Annotated in this window: 14 protein-coding genes; 5 read left to right on the top strand and 9 right to left on the bottom strand. The window is 50.4% G+C overall.

What is annotated here, in order from left to right; genetic code table 11:
* Window positions 1-24: 24 nt before the first annotated feature.
* Window positions 25-795, bottom strand: coding sequence for a peptidoglycan editing factor PgeF (gene pgeF, locus BMW93_RS03415; protein ID WP_090373757.1), 771 nt, complete (start codon window positions 793-795; stop codon window positions 25-27).
* 204 nt (window positions 796-999) lie between these two features.
* On the opposite strand from pgeF, the gene BMW93_RS03410 reads away from it, so the two are divergent.
* Window positions 1,000-1,992: a glycosyltransferase family 2 protein gene (locus BMW93_RS03410; RefSeq protein WP_090373756.1), complete on the top strand. Its 993-nt coding sequence runs from the start codon at window positions 1,000-1,002 to the stop codon at window positions 1,990-1,992.
* 43 nt (window positions 1,993-2,035) lie between these two features.
* Here the strand turns inward: BMW93_RS03410 and BMW93_RS03405 are convergent, their stop codons facing one another.
* A complete protein-coding gene (locus tag BMW93_RS03405) occupies window positions 2,036-2,548 on the bottom strand; it encodes a DinB family protein (RefSeq protein ID WP_090373755.1) in 513 nt (170 codons plus the stop codon).
* 215 nt (window positions 2,549-2,763) lie between these two features.
* On the opposite strand from BMW93_RS03405, the gene BMW93_RS03400 reads away from it, so the two are divergent.
* On the top strand, window positions 2,764-3,993 hold the full coding sequence (locus tag BMW93_RS03400) for a metallophosphoesterase (protein WP_090373754.1): 1,230 nt from the start codon (window positions 2,764-2,766) through the stop codon (window positions 3,991-3,993).
* 28 nt (window positions 3,994-4,021) lie between these two features.
* Here BMW93_RS03400 and BMW93_RS03395 read toward each other — a convergent pair whose 3' ends face one another.
* Window positions 4,022-4,207, bottom strand: a complete 186-nt coding sequence (locus tag BMW93_RS03395) for a hypothetical protein (RefSeq protein ID WP_090373753.1) — start codon at window positions 4,205-4,207, stop codon at window positions 4,022-4,024.
* Window positions 4,208-4,342: 135 nt separating this feature from the next.
* Between BMW93_RS03395 and BMW93_RS03390 the strand changes: the two genes are divergently transcribed.
* Window positions 4,343-5,803 (top strand): gluconokinase, encoded by a 1,461-nt coding sequence (locus BMW93_RS03390; protein WP_090373752.1) that lies wholly within the window; start codon window positions 4,343-4,345, stop codon window positions 5,801-5,803.
* Between the two features lie 74 nt (window positions 5,804-5,877).
* Here the strand turns inward: BMW93_RS03390 and BMW93_RS03385 are convergent, their stop codons facing one another.
* The 3 genes from BMW93_RS03385 to BMW93_RS03375 all read right to left on the bottom strand — a co-directional run bounded on the left by BMW93_RS03385 (window position 5,878) and on the right by BMW93_RS03375 (window position 11,179).
* On the bottom strand, window positions 5,878-8,253 hold the full coding sequence (locus tag BMW93_RS03385; protein ID WP_090373751.1) for a TonB-dependent receptor: 2,376 nt from the start codon (window positions 8,251-8,253) through the stop codon (window positions 5,878-5,880).
* 189 nt (window positions 8,254-8,442) lie between these two features.
* The gene (locus BMW93_RS03380; protein WP_090373750.1) at window positions 8,443-8,859 is read right to left on the bottom strand and encodes a cytochrome c; all 417 of its coding nucleotides are present in this window, start codon (window positions 8,857-8,859) and stop codon (window positions 8,443-8,445) included.
* 43 nt (window positions 8,860-8,902) lie between these two features.
* Window positions 8,903-11,179, bottom strand: a complete 2,277-nt coding sequence (locus BMW93_RS03375) for a GH92 family glycosyl hydrolase (RefSeq protein WP_090373749.1) — start codon at window positions 11,177-11,179, stop codon at window positions 8,903-8,905.
* 175 nt (window positions 11,180-11,354) lie between these two features.
* Here BMW93_RS03375 and hslU point away from each other — a divergent pair, with 175 nt between their 5' ends.
* Complete coding sequence (hslU, locus tag BMW93_RS03370; RefSeq protein WP_090373748.1) at window positions 11,355-12,746, top strand: ATP-dependent protease ATPase subunit HslU; 1,392 nt, start codon at window positions 11,355-11,357, stop codon at window positions 12,744-12,746.
* 38 nt (window positions 12,747-12,784) lie between these two features.
* On the opposite strand, the gene BMW93_RS03365 is transcribed toward hslU, so the two are convergent.
* From BMW93_RS03365 to fmt, 3 genes are all read right to left on the bottom strand, one after another.
* Window positions 12,785-13,876, bottom strand: a complete 1,092-nt coding sequence (locus BMW93_RS03365; protein ID WP_177193988.1) for an alpha/beta hydrolase — start codon at window positions 13,874-13,876, stop codon at window positions 12,785-12,787.
* 87 nt (window positions 13,877-13,963) lie between these two features.
* Window positions 13,964-14,455: a dihydrofolate reductase gene (locus BMW93_RS03360; protein WP_090373747.1), complete on the bottom strand. Its 492-nt coding sequence runs from the start codon at window positions 14,453-14,455 to the stop codon at window positions 13,964-13,966.
* Between the two features lie 218 nt (window positions 14,456-14,673).
* Window positions 14,674-15,567: a methionyl-tRNA formyltransferase gene (gene fmt / locus BMW93_RS03355; RefSeq protein ID WP_090373888.1), complete on the bottom strand. Its 894-nt coding sequence runs from the start codon at window positions 15,565-15,567 to the stop codon at window positions 14,674-14,676.
* A 257-nt stretch (window positions 15,568-15,824) separates the two neighbouring features.
* Between fmt and greA the strand changes: the two genes are divergently transcribed.
* The gene (gene greA, locus BMW93_RS03350) at window positions 15,825-16,310 is read left to right on the top strand and encodes a transcription elongation factor GreA (protein WP_090373746.1); all 486 of its coding nucleotides are present in this window, start codon (window positions 15,825-15,827) and stop codon (window positions 16,308-16,310) included.
* Window positions 16,311-16,318 lie beyond the last annotated feature (8 nt).

Genomic DNA, 16,318 nt, shown 5'->3' with positions numbered 1-16,318 from the left:
TTGCTGGTCGTGTCGTTATATGGCTCAGCTGGTGCGGCCTATCGTCACGAGCAGGCGCCCGGTCAGGCCCTTTTCGGCGCGGTGCGAAAAGTAATCGTCATTGTGCACGACAGTAGAGTACGGGGATATTTCGACATTACCGGGCTTCACGCCGCTGCGGATGAGCTGGTCGCGGTTGGAGGCTTTCAGGTCCACGAAAAACTTGCCGGAACTGGCGTCCAGGCGTTTATAGGTCGGGATGAAATGCTGTGCCACATCCTCACCTACTTCAAAACTGCACTCGTCGATGCATGTGCCTACATATCCAAAACAATCTTCGGGTCTGGTGCCATAATTGGTATGCATGGTGGCTACCGTCTTTTCAACAATCCCGCCTACGGTACCGCGCCATCCCGCGTGAATGGCCGCCACTGCACCTGTCACGGGGTCATAAATGAGGATCGGGGTGCAATCCGCGACGGTTACCGCGAGTTGAATGCCTCTCACATTGGTTACCAATGCGTCGAAACCTTCGAAACGGGCCGGCGCGGTTACGGTTACAATGTCGGTACCATGCACCTGGTGCGCTTTGGCGACGTTTTCGAAAGGGATTCCCAGTGCTCCGAAAAATAACAGGTTGTTTTGCATGATATTTTCGGCGGTATCCTGCGAACCGCCGAGGTTCAGCGAAGCGTAGTGCCCGGTGCTTACGCCGCCGTGGCGTGTGCTTTCGGCGGCAACCAGTTCGGGAAATTGGTTAAATATCTGTGGTTTGCGGAATAGCGGGCGTTTGTCGGTAATGGGGGAAGCAAGCATTCTTCTGATATTTGTGGAAAACGATACCAAAATTAAACGATCGTGCCGCCGGATTCATTTCCCTCCGAATTTATTTTGAGGCAATGCGGTTATGTGCCCGGAAGTTCGCCATAAAGGAACCGTAAACTAGCGGCGCGGAGATTTTGAGGAGAATTCAGCTAAATTTGTGACGAGCGACTCCGCTTATTCAATGAAATAGTGACTATGATAAAAGTGAGCGTGTGTGTAGTCACCTACAACCACGAAAAATTTGTAGCGAAAATGCTGGATTCGATTCTGATGCAGCAGACTACATTTGATTTCGAGATCATTGTGGGAGATGATTTTTCCAAAGACAACACCCGGGCGATATTAACCGAATACCAGCAGCGTTTTCCCGATAAAATCAGGCTTTTGTTACACCCGAAAAACATGGGCCAGAATGGGAAGTTTAATGCATTGGCCACCTTTGCCGCGGCAAAGGGCGAATATATCGCTCAGTTCGACGGCGACGATTATCTGCTGGTTCCGGACAAATTGCAAAAACAGGTCGAGATGATGGACGCCAATCCGCATTACTCGGCTTCTTTCCACAATGCATGGGTGATTTACGATGACAATGCAGCCCCGCCGCACCTGGTCAACTGGATTAACAAGAAGGAATTTACGGTCGACGACCTCATTGGGGAGGATGAGCTTTGCTTTATCGCGACGTCGAGCCTGATGTTCCGGACGGAGGATTTTGCCCAAAACCCGGACCCGGAATGGACGAACCTGTCGACCAGCGGCGATATTCCCCGTAATATCATGCTCGCGACCCGCGGGCCGATCGGATATATCGATGAAGTGATGTCGGTGTACCGGAAGCAAAGAGGAGGCGCGAGCTTTGCGGATAACCATTATGGAAAGGATTTTCTTTTCAACCGCATCGAAATGTATTCCAATATCGATAAGGAGCTGAAATACAAATACCACGATCGCCTTACGAAGAATATCGCGACCTACTATTATAAAATGCTGTTTTCGAGGGAATATGGCGAAACTTACTGGCCGAGGGTCAAATATGCCGTGAAATACCTTTCGATGGCCGAACCTTCACCGGAGCGGAAAAAAGAGGTGATCCGCGATTTCATCATCCCGCCGTTTTTTATGAAGTTTTACAGCTTTTTCGCTTTGAATCTCTACAATCTGAAAAGCAAGCTGTCGGGACAAAGCTGATAGCAAACAGGGCCGGTTCGAATGAGCCGGCCCTGTTTTGTTTTTAGAATAACTTCTCTTTCGGAGGCGTCGCACCCTTCATGCGGATGTAAGGGGTCGTCTGGCCGCGGTGGTGAGTCTGGTGCTCGAAAGCTTTCTCAAATGCGGTACCGGCTTTCATATCCATTCCGAACACTTTCACATCTTTGCCGAGGTCGGCGTCGGTCATGCCTTTCAATGCGGCGATCACGAAATCGTAGCTTTCCATTACTCCTTTGGTTACGGCAGCTTTCGATTGGTCGGCGCGTTTTTCGAGCGATTCGCCGGGCTTCGCTTTGCCGGATGCTGCCGAAATGAACGCGTAATTCGCGTCGCCGAGGTGGTCCATTTGAGCTGCAAACGAACGGATCTCAGGGGTAGGTTTCAATGCATATCCGTCTTCCGGCATAGCATCCAGGTATTCCTTGGTGTAGGTTTTGGCGCGTTCCCAATCCGCAACGTATTTGGCAGTCATGGTTTGTGCGGATGCAACTTTGCCCGCGAGTAAAAACATACAGATAATAGCGATTCTTTTCATTCGATTTTTGTGTTTGGTGGTTGATCTATTTTCGCGAAAGGTAACGGTATGAAACGCGATTGTCAACATGGTAATCAAATATTTAACTAATGGTAATGTGCTGATCGGTGACATTGTATAGTGGCTGACTTTCAAGAAAATCCTGCTATGATCGTTGAGGTTAACCCGGTTATTCTTTTATTTACCATCCACACCCATTTACGCAAAGGACCGCTATGCCCGGAACTTCGGAAGAACGCGCGCAAAAATACCTCGACCTCGGCCATAGTGAAGCCGAGAACCACGCGAAAACCCAGCTGGAACTGTACGAAAAGCGGGTGAAGCAGACATCGTCGGTCACCAACGTCATTTCTGAGTTTTTCAAAACCAATCTCATAGGCTTTGCGTGGCATTACTTGCGCAGCCGCTTTGGCGCGCGCCACCCATATCAGGCGTACCCGCGAAACGACGACACCGGCATTTATCCGTTGCAATCTTCCATCGCATCCCGTGATGAGATCAGCATTGCATTGCTTTCCGATTGGGCGAGCGATACGGCCGAGTCCGATGCCGTGGCCAACCTGGTGGCACGTCATGCGCCCGATTACACGGTCCATATGGGGGACATTTATTTTGTGGGAACACCGAAAGAGGTCGAGGAGAATTTTACTGCGCCCTACGCTTCCTGGTATTATGGTGCCTCCGGGAGCCTGGCGCTTTCAGGGAACCATGAAATGTATTCCAATGGCAATGCATTCTTCCAGCACCTGCTTCCCGCCATGTACGCGCAGGTAGGCGACGTGCGCAAGACGCAGCAGGCCGGTTTTTTCTGCCTTGAAAACGATTATTGGCGCATTATCGGCATCGATACCGGCTATACTTCGGTTGGGCGGCCGTTTTTTGAGATCCTCTCGCCGCCGGATTGCCATTTACGGAAAGAGCAGGTGGCCTGGCTGCGCGATGTAGTAAAGCTGGGCGACCCGCTCGATACACGCGGCATTATGTTTTTAAGCCACCATCCTTATATATCGGCGTTCCGCGAGGAATATGCCCGGCCCGGCGAGCAGCTGCAAAAGCTCATGGGCGATGCGCAAAGGCCTGTGGTATGGATATGGGGCCACGATCACCGGATGGTAGCCTACCGGTTCGACCGGAACGGCAAGGGGCCGCAGGCTTACGGGCGCTGTATCGGGCACGGAGGGCTTCCGGTGGAGACCGGGCCGTGTGATGCGGGGGAATTGTATAAAGTGGATTATTATGACACACGTATCCGAAAGGAAATCAAGGGCCGTGTGCTAGGCTATAATGGCTTCGTGAAGCTGGTGCTGCGGAATGAGCAGCTTGTCGCCGAATACCGCGACCTGGAAGATACCTGTGTGCTGGAAGAAAGCTGGACCGTCAACAAAGCGAACGGCCAGCTCGATTGGGAAGTAGTCAATGTCCTTCCTGAGCTGGCCGTTCGTTAAATATGATCATGCCCTCGCGGGCCGGTTGTCAATGATGATCGTCGTGGCTGTTGTCTTTGTAAAATGCAGCGAAAGTCACAACCAGACCGATACTTCCGAGGATGAATGTGAACAGGTCGCCAAATACTGCCAGGATAATGAAAAGGATGATAAACGCCGCGATGTACGCAAAGGTTGGCAGCGAAGAAGACTCGGTATGTGATGTTTCAGACATATTCGGAATGTATTAATAGCTTTCGATGGTGCGAAAATAATAAATCAATCCCAAAATCCATACTTTTGTTTCAGTAATCACAGGCCGTAGTTCTCCTGCGCAGGAATGCGGGTTTTGCCTCAAAAACAATTGCCAATGCCCTATATTATCGGTTGTGATATCGGCACAACAAACGTCAAATCAGTCGCTTTCGATACCGTTTCCGGGACAATCCTTGCTTCGCATAGTGAAAGTTATGAAATGCAGCACCCGCGTGCCGATTGGAGCGAGCAGGATCCGGAAGAGATTTTTCAGGCCGCCTGCAAAACGCTGAAAAAGGTAACCACCAAGTTAAAGGACCAGGGCGATCCGGTCGGGATCAGTTTCAGTGCCGCTATGCACGGCGTGCTGGCGCTCGACAAGGAGGGCAAGCAACTCACCAACCTCATTATCTGGGCCGATAACCGCAGCGCCGATGTCGCAACCAAGCTGCGCGCATCGCAAGTAGGCAAGAAGATCTACAACAACAATGGAACGCCCATCCATGCGATGACGCCCGTGTGCAAGTTGTTGTGGATGAGGAAAAACGAGCCGGATCTTTACCGCAAGACGAGCAAATTCGTGGGCGTGAAAGAATATATCGTATACAGGCTCACGGGCGAGTTTCTGGTCGATTACTCCATTGCCTCCGCCACCGGCATGTTCAACATCCGCGAGTTGCAATGGGATGAATATACATTGAAAAAATTAGGCTTGAAGGCGGAAAAGCTGCCTGCGGCGGTATCTCCCTATCATATTGTAAAGCTCCCGAAAGGCAATGCCGGGAAACTGCCCGAAGGCATACCGCTGATCATGGGCGCGAGCGACGGCTGCCTGGCCAACCTGGGCAGCGGCGCTATCAGGACCGGTTCCATGGCCGTTACAATCGGTACGAGCGCGGCAGTACGGATTTGCTCCGCCAAGCCATTCTCCGATCCGCTGATGCAGACCTTCTGTTACGTGCTCGATGAAAAGACCTATATCGTCGGAGGGCCGTCGAACAACGGGGCCGTCATTTTTGAATGGCTTATGAATACCTTCTTTCCAAAGGAGGAGTACGATGCGGTTTTCAAGGAGGCTGAGGGCATTAAGGCTGGCTCCGAGGGCTTGCTTTTCTATCCGTACCTGCTCGGCGAGCGTGCGCCGCTGTGGAGCTCTTCCGTACGCGGAGGCTTTTCCGGACTCGACATCACGCATACACGCGCGCATTTCGCGCGGGCGGTCATGGAAGGTATTCTGCTGAACCTTTACAGCATTGGCAAAATACTGATGGAAATGCAGGAAATAGACACAATATATGCCAATGGCGGCTTTGCTCGCAGTGCTACCTGGGTGCAAATGCTTTCTGATGTATTTGGGAAAACGGTTAAACTGAATGAAACCGTCGAAACCGGGGCAGTAGGGGCGGCTATGATGGGATTGAAGGCGCTCGGTATTGTGAAAAGTTTCTCGGAACTCACCGCATTTACGCAGGTAGGGCGGGAGTTTGGCGCTCAAAAAGAGATCCATGAACAGTATGATGCCCTGGCGAAGAAATTTATCAAAGGTGCAAAACTGATGATGGCGCACGCTGTCTGAATGCATTGTGATTTTGTCTAAACACAAAAAAGGCTTCCATCGGGAAGCCTTTTTGCTATTGATCTAACTATCTACTAAAACTTGTATGTAACGCTCAAACGGTAATTTCTTGGAGGATCAGCCTGCCAGTAGTACGATTTCAACCAGTCGTAATAGCCGCCGCTGTAAAGGTATTTGTCCAGAATGTTGAATACGTTCGCTGTGATGCGGATATTGTTTTTCTCCCAGAATACACCACCGTCCAGTTTGAAATAGTCGGGCTGGTTGAGGCTGCTGTTGGAGGTCGACCAGTTGGTAGTAGCGCGGCCCGCGAGGTAGGTGAAACCTCCTGAAATACCGGCGCCTTTCAGCGAACCGTTTTGTACTTTGTAGCTCAGCCAGGCATTTGTCGTATGTTTGGCGTAGCCGGGGATCAGGTCACCCACTTTCACGTCCGTTACACCTTCGGCCACTTTCGTCACTTCGGAAATGGTGTAAGCGTAGTTGGCAGTCAAATTAAGGCCATTCACGATCGTACCCCGAAGGTCAAATTCTACGCCCTGAGCCCGCTTCTGTCCCAATACAATGCTAAGACCTGAGTTGGGGCCGCTGTTAGGGTCGGCGGTCAGCTCGTTGTTTTTCAAGATGCGGTAAAATGCGAGTGTAGTATTCCAGCGTCCCTCCGCCCAGTCGCGTTTCACACCAAACTCGGTGTTGTTACCGGTTATCGGCTTCACTTTACCACTGACCAAACGGCCCGATTGCGGGATGAATGCCTGATCGTACAATGCATACAATGAGGTGTTTTTAGTCAGCGAAATGCTCAAACCCACACGCGGGGTGAAGTGTTTCGCCTCGTTGTTCGGGCCGCCGTATTCCGATTGTTTTACATAAGTGTACCGACCGGCCAAAGTCAGGCGGATTTTGTTATCGAGGAAGCCAAGTTCATCTTGCAGGTAAAGACCGGTGTAGTCCTGGTTTTGCAAGCCGCCGCCGGCCGCAGCGCGCGATTCGAGGTCCAGGGAGCGGTCAAATTTCGGATAACCCATTACCGGCGTGCCGTAGTAAGGGTTTTTAGGGTCAAATTCCGCTCCTGTGGAATCCAACGCGAAGGATTGCGACCAGTCGGCGAAGTAACGTTTGCTACCGATATCGATACCACCCAGAATGCGATGTCTTACGGCGCCGGTTTTTACATCACCATTCACAAACACCTGGCCGAGGGTCATTTCGCTTTTCGCGTCCCACAGACCTACGCCGCGGATCATTGTACCATCGGGATTTACGGCGTTGGGCCACATGCTGCTGCCGTCCAGGCGGTAGTTGAAATATCCTACCTGCGCCGTCAGTTTCCAGTCGGCATTGAAATTATGCTGCAAGTTCACGAAAACGCTCTGGTCGTTGATCTTGGTAGGAGCGAGCCCGGGAGGCATTGTTGTGAAATCACGTGGCAAACTGGCATAGCCATCAGGTGAAAACACGTAGAATGATCCCACGTTCGACATTTTGGCGTATTGCAAAGTGTATTCAGCCGTCAGCTTGGTTTTTTCGTCGATCTGGTAAGAAATTACCGGGGCAATGCTGTAACGGTTGTTGTACTCATAAGCGCGGAACGAACCTTTGTTCTGCGCCGCTACATTGAGGCGGTACAGGAACTTGCTGTCTTTGCTCAGTTTACCGTCGAGGTCGAGGGTGGCGCGATAGAGGCCAAAACTGCCGACATTAAAAGACACTTCCCCTTTTGTCTGACCGGTCGGTTTCTTGGTCACTACATTATACAAACCGCTCGGGTCGCCATTTGCAAGCATAAATCCGGCCGGGCCTTTTACGAATTCGATGTGGTCGACGAAGCTCATATCCTCAGTCAATGGTCCCCAATAGGAGTTCACTACGTTGAATCCATTGCGGAATGCCTGGATTTGGGAGCCGCGCATGCTGATGTTGGCATACATGTCACCCCAGTGTTCCAGACGAACGGCGCCGCTGACGTTGCGGATCAAACCGTCGCTCATGCTGATTACCTGCTGATCGGCCAGTACTTTTGCCGTAACAACCTGCACGTTCTGAGGAGTTTCGAGGATCGGTGTGAGCAATTTCATACTGGATGAAAACTGGTCCGACTTATAGGTAGTACCGCTTTTCACGATTACTTCCTGCAACTCGTTAGCGCTTTCGGAAAGCGTGAAAGAAACGTTCACCGTTTCACCGGCTGCCACTTCCACTTCTTTTTCCTGGGTAGCCAATCCTACGAAACTCACGAGCAAGGTGTGGGTGCCTGGTTTGATCCTTTCAATTGTGAATTTTCCTTGATTGTCCGAGATGGCACCGCGGGCTGTTCCTTTAATTCCGACCGAAACTTGCTCTGCCGGTTGTCCATCCGAGCTCAGTATCTGTCCTGATATTCTGCCGTTTTGCGCAAATGCGGAGGCGCTAGCCAGCAAGAATAGGATGAAAATATAAAGTTTTTTCATTTTATTTAAAATTGGACTAAATAGTTAACGTGCCGCAAATATCTGACGGGAATCGTTAGGAGGCAAGGTTTTTATTTAGATTTATTTAAAATAGTAAATAATAGCCTGTCGCATAGCCACTTTGGCCACTAAAAAAGCCGCATCGTCCATTGGGACAATGCGGCCGTATTCGAATTTCAAAAGCCGGCTTTACTTTTCCTCCGCCGCTTTCACAGCTTCCACCATTTTCACCGTGATCATTTTCTTTTCCGAGGAGTTACCCCAGGAATTCATAATGTAATTCATCACGTCGGCGATCTGCTCGTTGGCCAGGCCGGGCTCGGGCATCATGTTGTCGTAGGACACGCCATTTACCGTAACCTTGCCGATCAGCCCGAATTTGATCGCCTGGATCGCATTCTCGGGGGTTTTCATCAGGTAATCCGATTTGGCGAGAGGTGGGAAAGTGGCCGTAATGCCTTCGCCCGTGCCCATGTGGCAGGAAATGCAGTTTTCGGAATAAACCATTTTGCCGCGCTCGATGCTTTTGGCAAGCTCGTCGTCCTGCATGCGCGGGATCGCGGCAAAGAAGATCGCGGCGGTAATTAATGTGAGTAACAGTTTCATGGTGATGTTTTTTGGTGAGGTCGCGCAAAGCAAGAACTTTGCGCTAGCGTGTCAGCGAGAAAGGAACCACTTCCGGTTTCGTTCCCCAGCTTTTCGAAGGCTTACCCGTCAGATCAAACTCAACAGAACCGCCTTTCTGAATATCCGCGTGTTCCAGGTAAGTCTTGTCGTACGACTTGCCATTCAGCTTCGCGCCCTGAATGTACAGGTTACTGTCGCTGCTGGCAGGCGCTTCGATCGTGAATTTCTTCCCGTCTTCCATCGTCAGTGTCGCTTTTTTGAACAACGGTGAGCCGATTACATATTGTGTCGTGCCCGGCGTGACAGGGTAGAAGCCCAGCGAAGAGAATACGTACCATGCGGACGTCTGACCATTGTCTTCGTCGCCACAGTAGCCGTCCGGCGTTGCCTGGTAAAGTCGCTTCATGACCTGACGCGTCCAGTATTGCGCCTTGTCGGGCGCTCCTGCGTAGTTGTACAGGTAAATCATGTGCTGGATAGGCTGGTTTCCGTGCGCGTAGTTACCCATGTTCATAATCTGCATTTCACGGATTTCGTGGATCGGGAAGCCGTAATAGCTGTCGTCGAACACCGGCGGCAATGTAAATACCGTATCCAGTTTTTGCACGAATGCTTCGCGTCCGCCCACGAGGTTGATCAGCCCTTTCACGTCCTGGAACACCGACCACGTGTAGTGAATGCTGTTACCTTCCGTGAATGCATCGCCCCATTTGAATGGATTGAACGGCGACTGGAACTTGCCGTCCTTATTCTTGCCACGCATCCATTTCGTTTCGGGGTCGAACAGGTTTTTGTAGTTCTGGCTTCTTTTCAGGTACAGATCTACTTCTGTCTGAGGTTTTTTCAACTCTTTCGCCAATTGTGCGATACAGAAATCCGCATAGGCATATTCGAGCGTGCGGGCCGCATTTTCATTGATTTTGACATCGTAAGGAACATAGCCGAGCTCATTGTAATATTCATGACCGAAACGGCCTACCGAGCTTACAGGGCCTGCATTCTGCGTATTTTTCAGAATGGCTTCGTACAGTTTATTGATATCGTAACCACGGATACCTTTGATATATGAATCGGCGATCAGCGACGCTGAGTTCGAACCGATCATGCAGTCGCGGTGACCGGGGCTGGCCCATTCGGGTAGGAAGCCGCTTTCGTCATATGCATTGGCAAGGCCTTCCATGATGTGCGCGTTCAGCGTCGGGTACATCAGCGTGAAGAACGGGAATACCGCACGGAATGTATCCCAGAAGCCATTGTCGGTGAACATGTAACCCGGGCGTACCTCGCCGTTGTAAGGGCTGTAATGCACGACTTTATTAGCCTTATCCATTTCATAAAACTTGCGCGGGAACAGCAGCACGCGGTAAAGACACGAGTAGAATGTCCGGATCTGGTCGATATTGTCGCCTTCTACTTGGATACGCGAAAGCTCGGTGTTCCACGCCTGTTCGCCTTTCGCTTTGGTTGCGTCGAAGGAGTCGTTGCCCAGTTCGCGTTGCAGGTTCAATTCGGCTTGTTCGGGGCTGATGAAAGATGAAGCCACTTTGATGCCCACCTGCTCACCTCTTTTTGTTTTAAAACCAACCACTGCACCTACGTGCGCGGCGCTCAGTTCCAGCGTGTCTTTGGCCAGAGTCTTGCCGTGGAACGCGGAGGAAAATGTGAATGATTTATCAAAAACCAAAACAAAATAGTTCTTGAAGTTGGCCGGTACGCCGCCACTGTTTTTGGTCGTATAACCGATGATCTTGCGTTCTTTTGGCAGGACTTTTACATAAGAACCCCTGTCGAACGCGTCCAGAAGCACATAGGAAGTATCGGCTTTCGGGAAGGTAATGCGGAACTGCGCGGCACGCTCGGTGGGCGCTATTTCCGTTGTAACGTCATAATCCGCCAGGTATACCTTATAATAATGTGGCTTGGCAGTTTCGGCTTTGTGCGAGAACCAGCTGGCACGGCTTTCCTCGTCGATTTTCAGCTTGCCGGTGATGGGCATGATCGCGAACTGGCCGTAGTCGTTGATCCATGGGCTCGGTTGGTGGGTTTGTTTAAAACCGCGGATTTTCTCGGAGTCGTACATATAAGCCCATCCGTCGCCCATTTTGCCGGTTTGAGGCATCCAGAAGTTCATTCCCCAGGGCAGGGCAATGGCCGGGTAAGTGTTACCGGCAGATAAGCTGAATTTCGACTGCGTACCCATCAGTGGGTTCACATAGTCGACCAGATTGGCAGTACCTTGCCCGTAGGATAATTTCAATGAGGCAATAACGGTAAAAAGGCAGGACAGGAGTTTTTTCATGTTGGGGATAATTCTTTTTTATATTGTTTCGGAATTACAAATGCAGGGACAAAAGTAATCGAAGGGCAGAGAACAAAAAGTAATGGGCGCAAAGATTTACCAACGGCAGGTTTTCTGCCATTTTGTACCGGCATAATTCTTTTTGACTTTAAGTTTTGAATTCATCGTAATCAACATGACAGAACACCTTAACCGCCTTACACCGCGTCAGATCGTTTTCGAGCTTGACCAATATATCATCGGACAAAATGACGCGAAGCGCAATGTGGCGATCGCATTGCGGAACCGGTGGAGGCGCATGAACAGTCCGGAGGACATTCAGCGGGAAATTATCCCGAACAATATATTAATGATAGGAGCAACGGGCGTCGGGAAAACCGAAATCGCCCGCCGGCTGGCCAAAATCGCCGACGCGCCGTTCGTGAAAGTGGAAGCTTCTAAATTCACGGAGGTAGGTTATGTGGGCCGCGACGTCGAAAGCATGGTCCGTGACCTCGTGGAGCAGGCGGTAGCTATGGTGCGCACGCAGAAAAAAGAAGAGGTGAAGATCAAAGCGGAGCAGGCTGTGGAGGACATTATCCTCGACGCATTGATCCCGCCGGTTCACGGCTCAGGCTCGTCCAAGCCGGTAACTGAAAACGGTTCCGACGAAATGCCGCAAAGCGATGCCGAACTCAACCAGCGTACCCGCGAGCGCTTCCGCGAGAAAATCCGTAACGGAGAGCTCGATAGCCGTAAAATCGAAATAGAGATTCAGCAAAACCAGATGCCTAATGTAGGGATGATAGGAGGGGCTGTGGACGACGTTTCGATGATGAATATCCAGGAAATGATCGGCAATATGATGCCGCGCCGAGGTAAAAAGCGTAAGGTGACCGTCGAGGAAGCCCGCAAGCTGCTGCTGGACGAAGAAGCGTCGAAACTGATCGATATGGACGAGGTGAAGCTCGAAGCCATTCAAAAAGCGGAAAACCTCGGCATCATATTTATCGACGAGATCGACAAAGTGGCATCCAGCCGTTCTGGCGGAAGCGGTCCGGACGTGAGCCGCGAAGGCGTGCAGCGCGACTTGCTGCCGATCGTAGAAGGGAGTTCGGTGAATACCAAACACGGCGTGATCCAGACCGACCATATTCTATTCATCGCCGCCGGTGCATTCCACGTATCCAAGCCATCGGATCTCATTCCCGAGCTGCAAGGCCGCTTTCCGATCCGTGTAGAGTTGAACAGCCTCACAGAAAGTGATTTTTACCAGATCCTGAAAGCACCTAAAAATGCATTGACGAAGCAGTACGCCGCCATGCTGGAATCCGAAGGCGTCGAACTGGAATTCGAAGACGGTGCATTACGCGAAATTGCCCGCATTGCATTCGAAGTCAATAGCGAAGTAGAAAACATCGGTGCCCGCCGCCTCCAAACCGTCATGAGCTCGCTCCTCAACGACTTCATGTTTGATATCCCCGACGTCATCGGTGACGGCGCGCATATCAGCATTACTGCGGAAATGGTGCAGGAAAGGCTATCCGCACTGGTGAAGAACCGGGATTTGAGCCAATATATTCTCTAATAGCAAAAGAGGAAGTGTTTCAAACACTTCCTCTTTTGCTATTCAAAAAACAACCACTCAAAAGCCTTGGGAAACTCCTGACTCCACTGCTTTTCGGCGTGTTCGCCTTTGGCGTCCACAGTGGATTTAATCTTTACGCGGCTGTAACCGAAGCTTTGCGTTTCCAATGTTTCTTGCAGTTTGGCGACGTTCGGGATCATGTGCGTGCCTTCTTTGCCGCCGGCGTAAAGGTAAATGCGCGTTTCGAACGGCTCGAAGAAATGCACGGTGTCGAAGTAGATTTTCTCTGAAATCCACAACGCCGGAGAGAATACCATAAACTTCCCGAATGTCTGCGGGAACATCAGTGCTGCATAAATGCTGAGTAACCCGCCTACGGAACTTCCGCCGATACCGGTGTTGAGCCGGTCGGTTTTGGTGCGGTATTTGGCATCGATATGCGTTTTCAGCGGTCCGGCGATAAATTGCAGGAATTTGGCGCCATATCCTTTGCCGAGCTTGGCATTGTCGTACGGTGAAAGCTCCTGAACGCGGTCTTCTTCGCCGTGGTCGACAGCAACGATGATCACACCGGCCTTATGCTCTTTGGCTAATGCAGCAAGGCTTTTGTCTATTTCCCAGTTACCATATTCCGAGCCCTCACCGAACAGGTTCTGGCCGTCGGTCATGTAAAGTACCGGGTAGCGCTGGTCCGGGTTTTCGTAGTAATCGTGCGGAAGAAGCACCCGTACGCGGCGGGTACGGCTGAACTGTGTGATTTCAAATGCCTCCGAAACCGTTTCAACAATGGGTGAAAGGTCTGTTTTGGCCGAAATATCGGTTTGCCAGCGGATCACATTGTCTTTGATGAGCGTTTCGCCGGCTTTAATAATGCGGTTGCCATAGGGCTTCCCGGCGCGATCCAGTTCCACCTGGTTCCAGCCGCCGCGAGTATATTTATATTCGATGATATCGGGCAGCTCCGGGTCTTCGGGGAATTGAAAACGGTAATTGCCTGGACTTACCATGGTCATACGGTATTCTTCCAGGTCGGGAAGCCACTTGCAGAAATTGCCAGTGATGAAGACCGGACGATTATCGAATGGTACTGTGCTTAGTTCAATGGTAAGGGTTTCAACTTCTACTTGCATTCTACTCTTGTACTTTCATTGAGTCACTATGGGTTACGAGGGCACAAAAGTACTTATTTATCAGCTTTTTTAATATAATTTATGAACTCATTTTTTAATATAATTAATAAACTCAAAACGGAAAATATGGCGCTCATCAGGCTCGTGGAGGTTTCTTTCCGTCTCGACCCATGCGTCCGGCTCCCCGATTTCGAAAAAAGTATCCCCTTCGATTTCGGTATGCACCCGCGTCAGGTAAATATGTGTCGCAATCGCTTGTGACTGCCTGTAAATCTCCCCTCCGCCCACAATGCAAGCTTCCTGGCCGTCAATTTCTTGTGCCTTTCTCAGGGCCTCTTCCAGTGAATGCACGACTATCACGCCCTCAAAAGCAAAATCAGCACTTCTTGTGATCACAATGGATGTCCTGCCAGGCAGCGGTTTTCCGATCGACTCGAACGTCTTCCGTCCCATGATCATGGGGTGGCCTAATGTAAGTTGTTTAAACCGTTTCAGATCGTCCGGCAGTCGCCAGAGGAGCTGGTTATCCTTCCCGATCGCGCCGTTTTCGGCTGCGGCTACGATGATTGAAATTTTCATGCAGGTGATTAATGTTTTTGCAAAGATGGGTTGAAATGTGAACAACCAATGCCGTTGGGCATGTAATAACAATGCATTGCTTTGTCAATGTTGTCACATCGAAAACCGATCAATGCCTGCCGGTATTTCGGAGCAAAAATGAAATGCAGGTGAACCTGCGAGTAGGTATTGGCCATAAGATAGTTGTGTGTAAAAGTGTGTAATACAATGCGGACGCCTTACAATTTATACCCCCGCAAAAAATCCCCGACCGCCATCCGCTTTTTTCCCTCAATCTGCAATTCTTCAATTGCCAGCCAGCCGTCGCCAGTGCGGAAATGCAGGTAGGACTTGCCATCGGAACGATACTCGCCGGGCTGGGCGTCGCTTTCATCGTCAGCAACTTGCGTTTTAAATACCTTGCACGAAAGCCCATTCAGCGTCGTCCAGGCCGCAGGATAGGGCGAAAGTCCTCGCACAAAGTTGTGAATTTCAACAGTCGGACAGTTCCAGTCGATTTCACAAGTTTCGCGGAAGATTTTTGGGGCGGATTTGATGTCGGCAGGCTCGGATTGCGGCTCTTGCGGGTAACTGCCTGCTTCGATGGCTTGCACGGTTTTTACGACGAGGTTTGCTCCCTTGCGCATGAGGCGCTCGTACAATGTGCCCGCATTGTCGTCCGGGAAAATGGGTTCTTTGTCCTGGAAAATGATTTTGCCGGTGTCGATGTCCTTTTCGATGAAAAAGGTGGTGACGCCGGTTTCGGTTTCGCCGTTGATGATGGCCCAGTTGATGGGCGCCGCGCCGCGGTATTGGGGCAGGAGGGAGCTGTGCAGGTTGAACGTTCCCTTCGAAGGCATGCTCCATACCACTTCGGGCAACATCCGGAATGCGACTACCACCTGTAAATCCGCATTGTAGGATTTCAGTTCTTCGAGAAAGGTCGGGTTTTTTAGTTTTTCAGGCTGCAATACAGGGATGCCTTGCGATTCCGCGTATATTTTGACGGGTGAAGCCGTTTGTTTTTGCCCACGACCCGCAGGCTTATCGGGAACGGTGACGACGGCCACAACATTAGAATTGCTTTCGACCAGACTTTGTAAACTTGGGACTGCAAATTCGGGCGTCCCCATAAAAATAATTCTCATCGGATTTGACATATCAGATGGCGCTTTTGGATAAAAATGGTGCTACCATTCACAAATATTGTTATTTTTGTCGTTCTTAACAGAAAATTATGGTGAACACAAAATCATATAGCAACCGAAAAGAAAAGGTCTTCTAGCCTTCTACGAGAGTATCGTTAACTCTGTAGAGCGGTCTTTGAGCCGTTCTTTTTTTTTATGTAAAATTTCAAAAATCAAAAAGACTTATAAACAAAATAAAGGTCATGGCTAAAATTTCATACTATACGGAAGATGGACTCAACAAGCTGAGGAACGAGCTGAATGAGATGAAAACCAAAGGCCGCACGGAGATTGCACGACAAATTGCAGAAGCGCGGGATAAAGGTGATTTAAGTGAAAATGCAGAGTACGACGCGGCCAAGGACGCGCAGGGTATGCACGAAATGAAAATCGCCAAACTGGAAGAAATCCTGTCCAATGCACGCGTGATCGACGAGTCGACGATGGATACTTCTCAGGTTTCAGTACTTTCGAAGGTGAAGATCAAAAACCGTAAGAATGGAATGGAAGTTACCTATACATTGGTGTCGGAAGAAGAGGCCGACCTGAAAACGGGCAAGATTTCGGTAGGTTCGCCGATCGGGAAAGGTTTGCTGGGCAAAAAGGTAGGTGAAACGACGGAAATCAAGGTTCCTGCCGGCATGATGGAGTTCGAAGTGCTGGATATCAGCCGTTTCACAGGCGAGTAATCAGGTTA

The organism is Dyadobacter sp. SG02, from assembly GCF_900109045.1.
GTDB lineage: Bacteria > Bacteroidota > Bacteroidia > Cytophagales > Spirosomataceae > Dyadobacter.
This window is presented reverse-complemented; position numbering and strand designations above follow the sequence as displayed.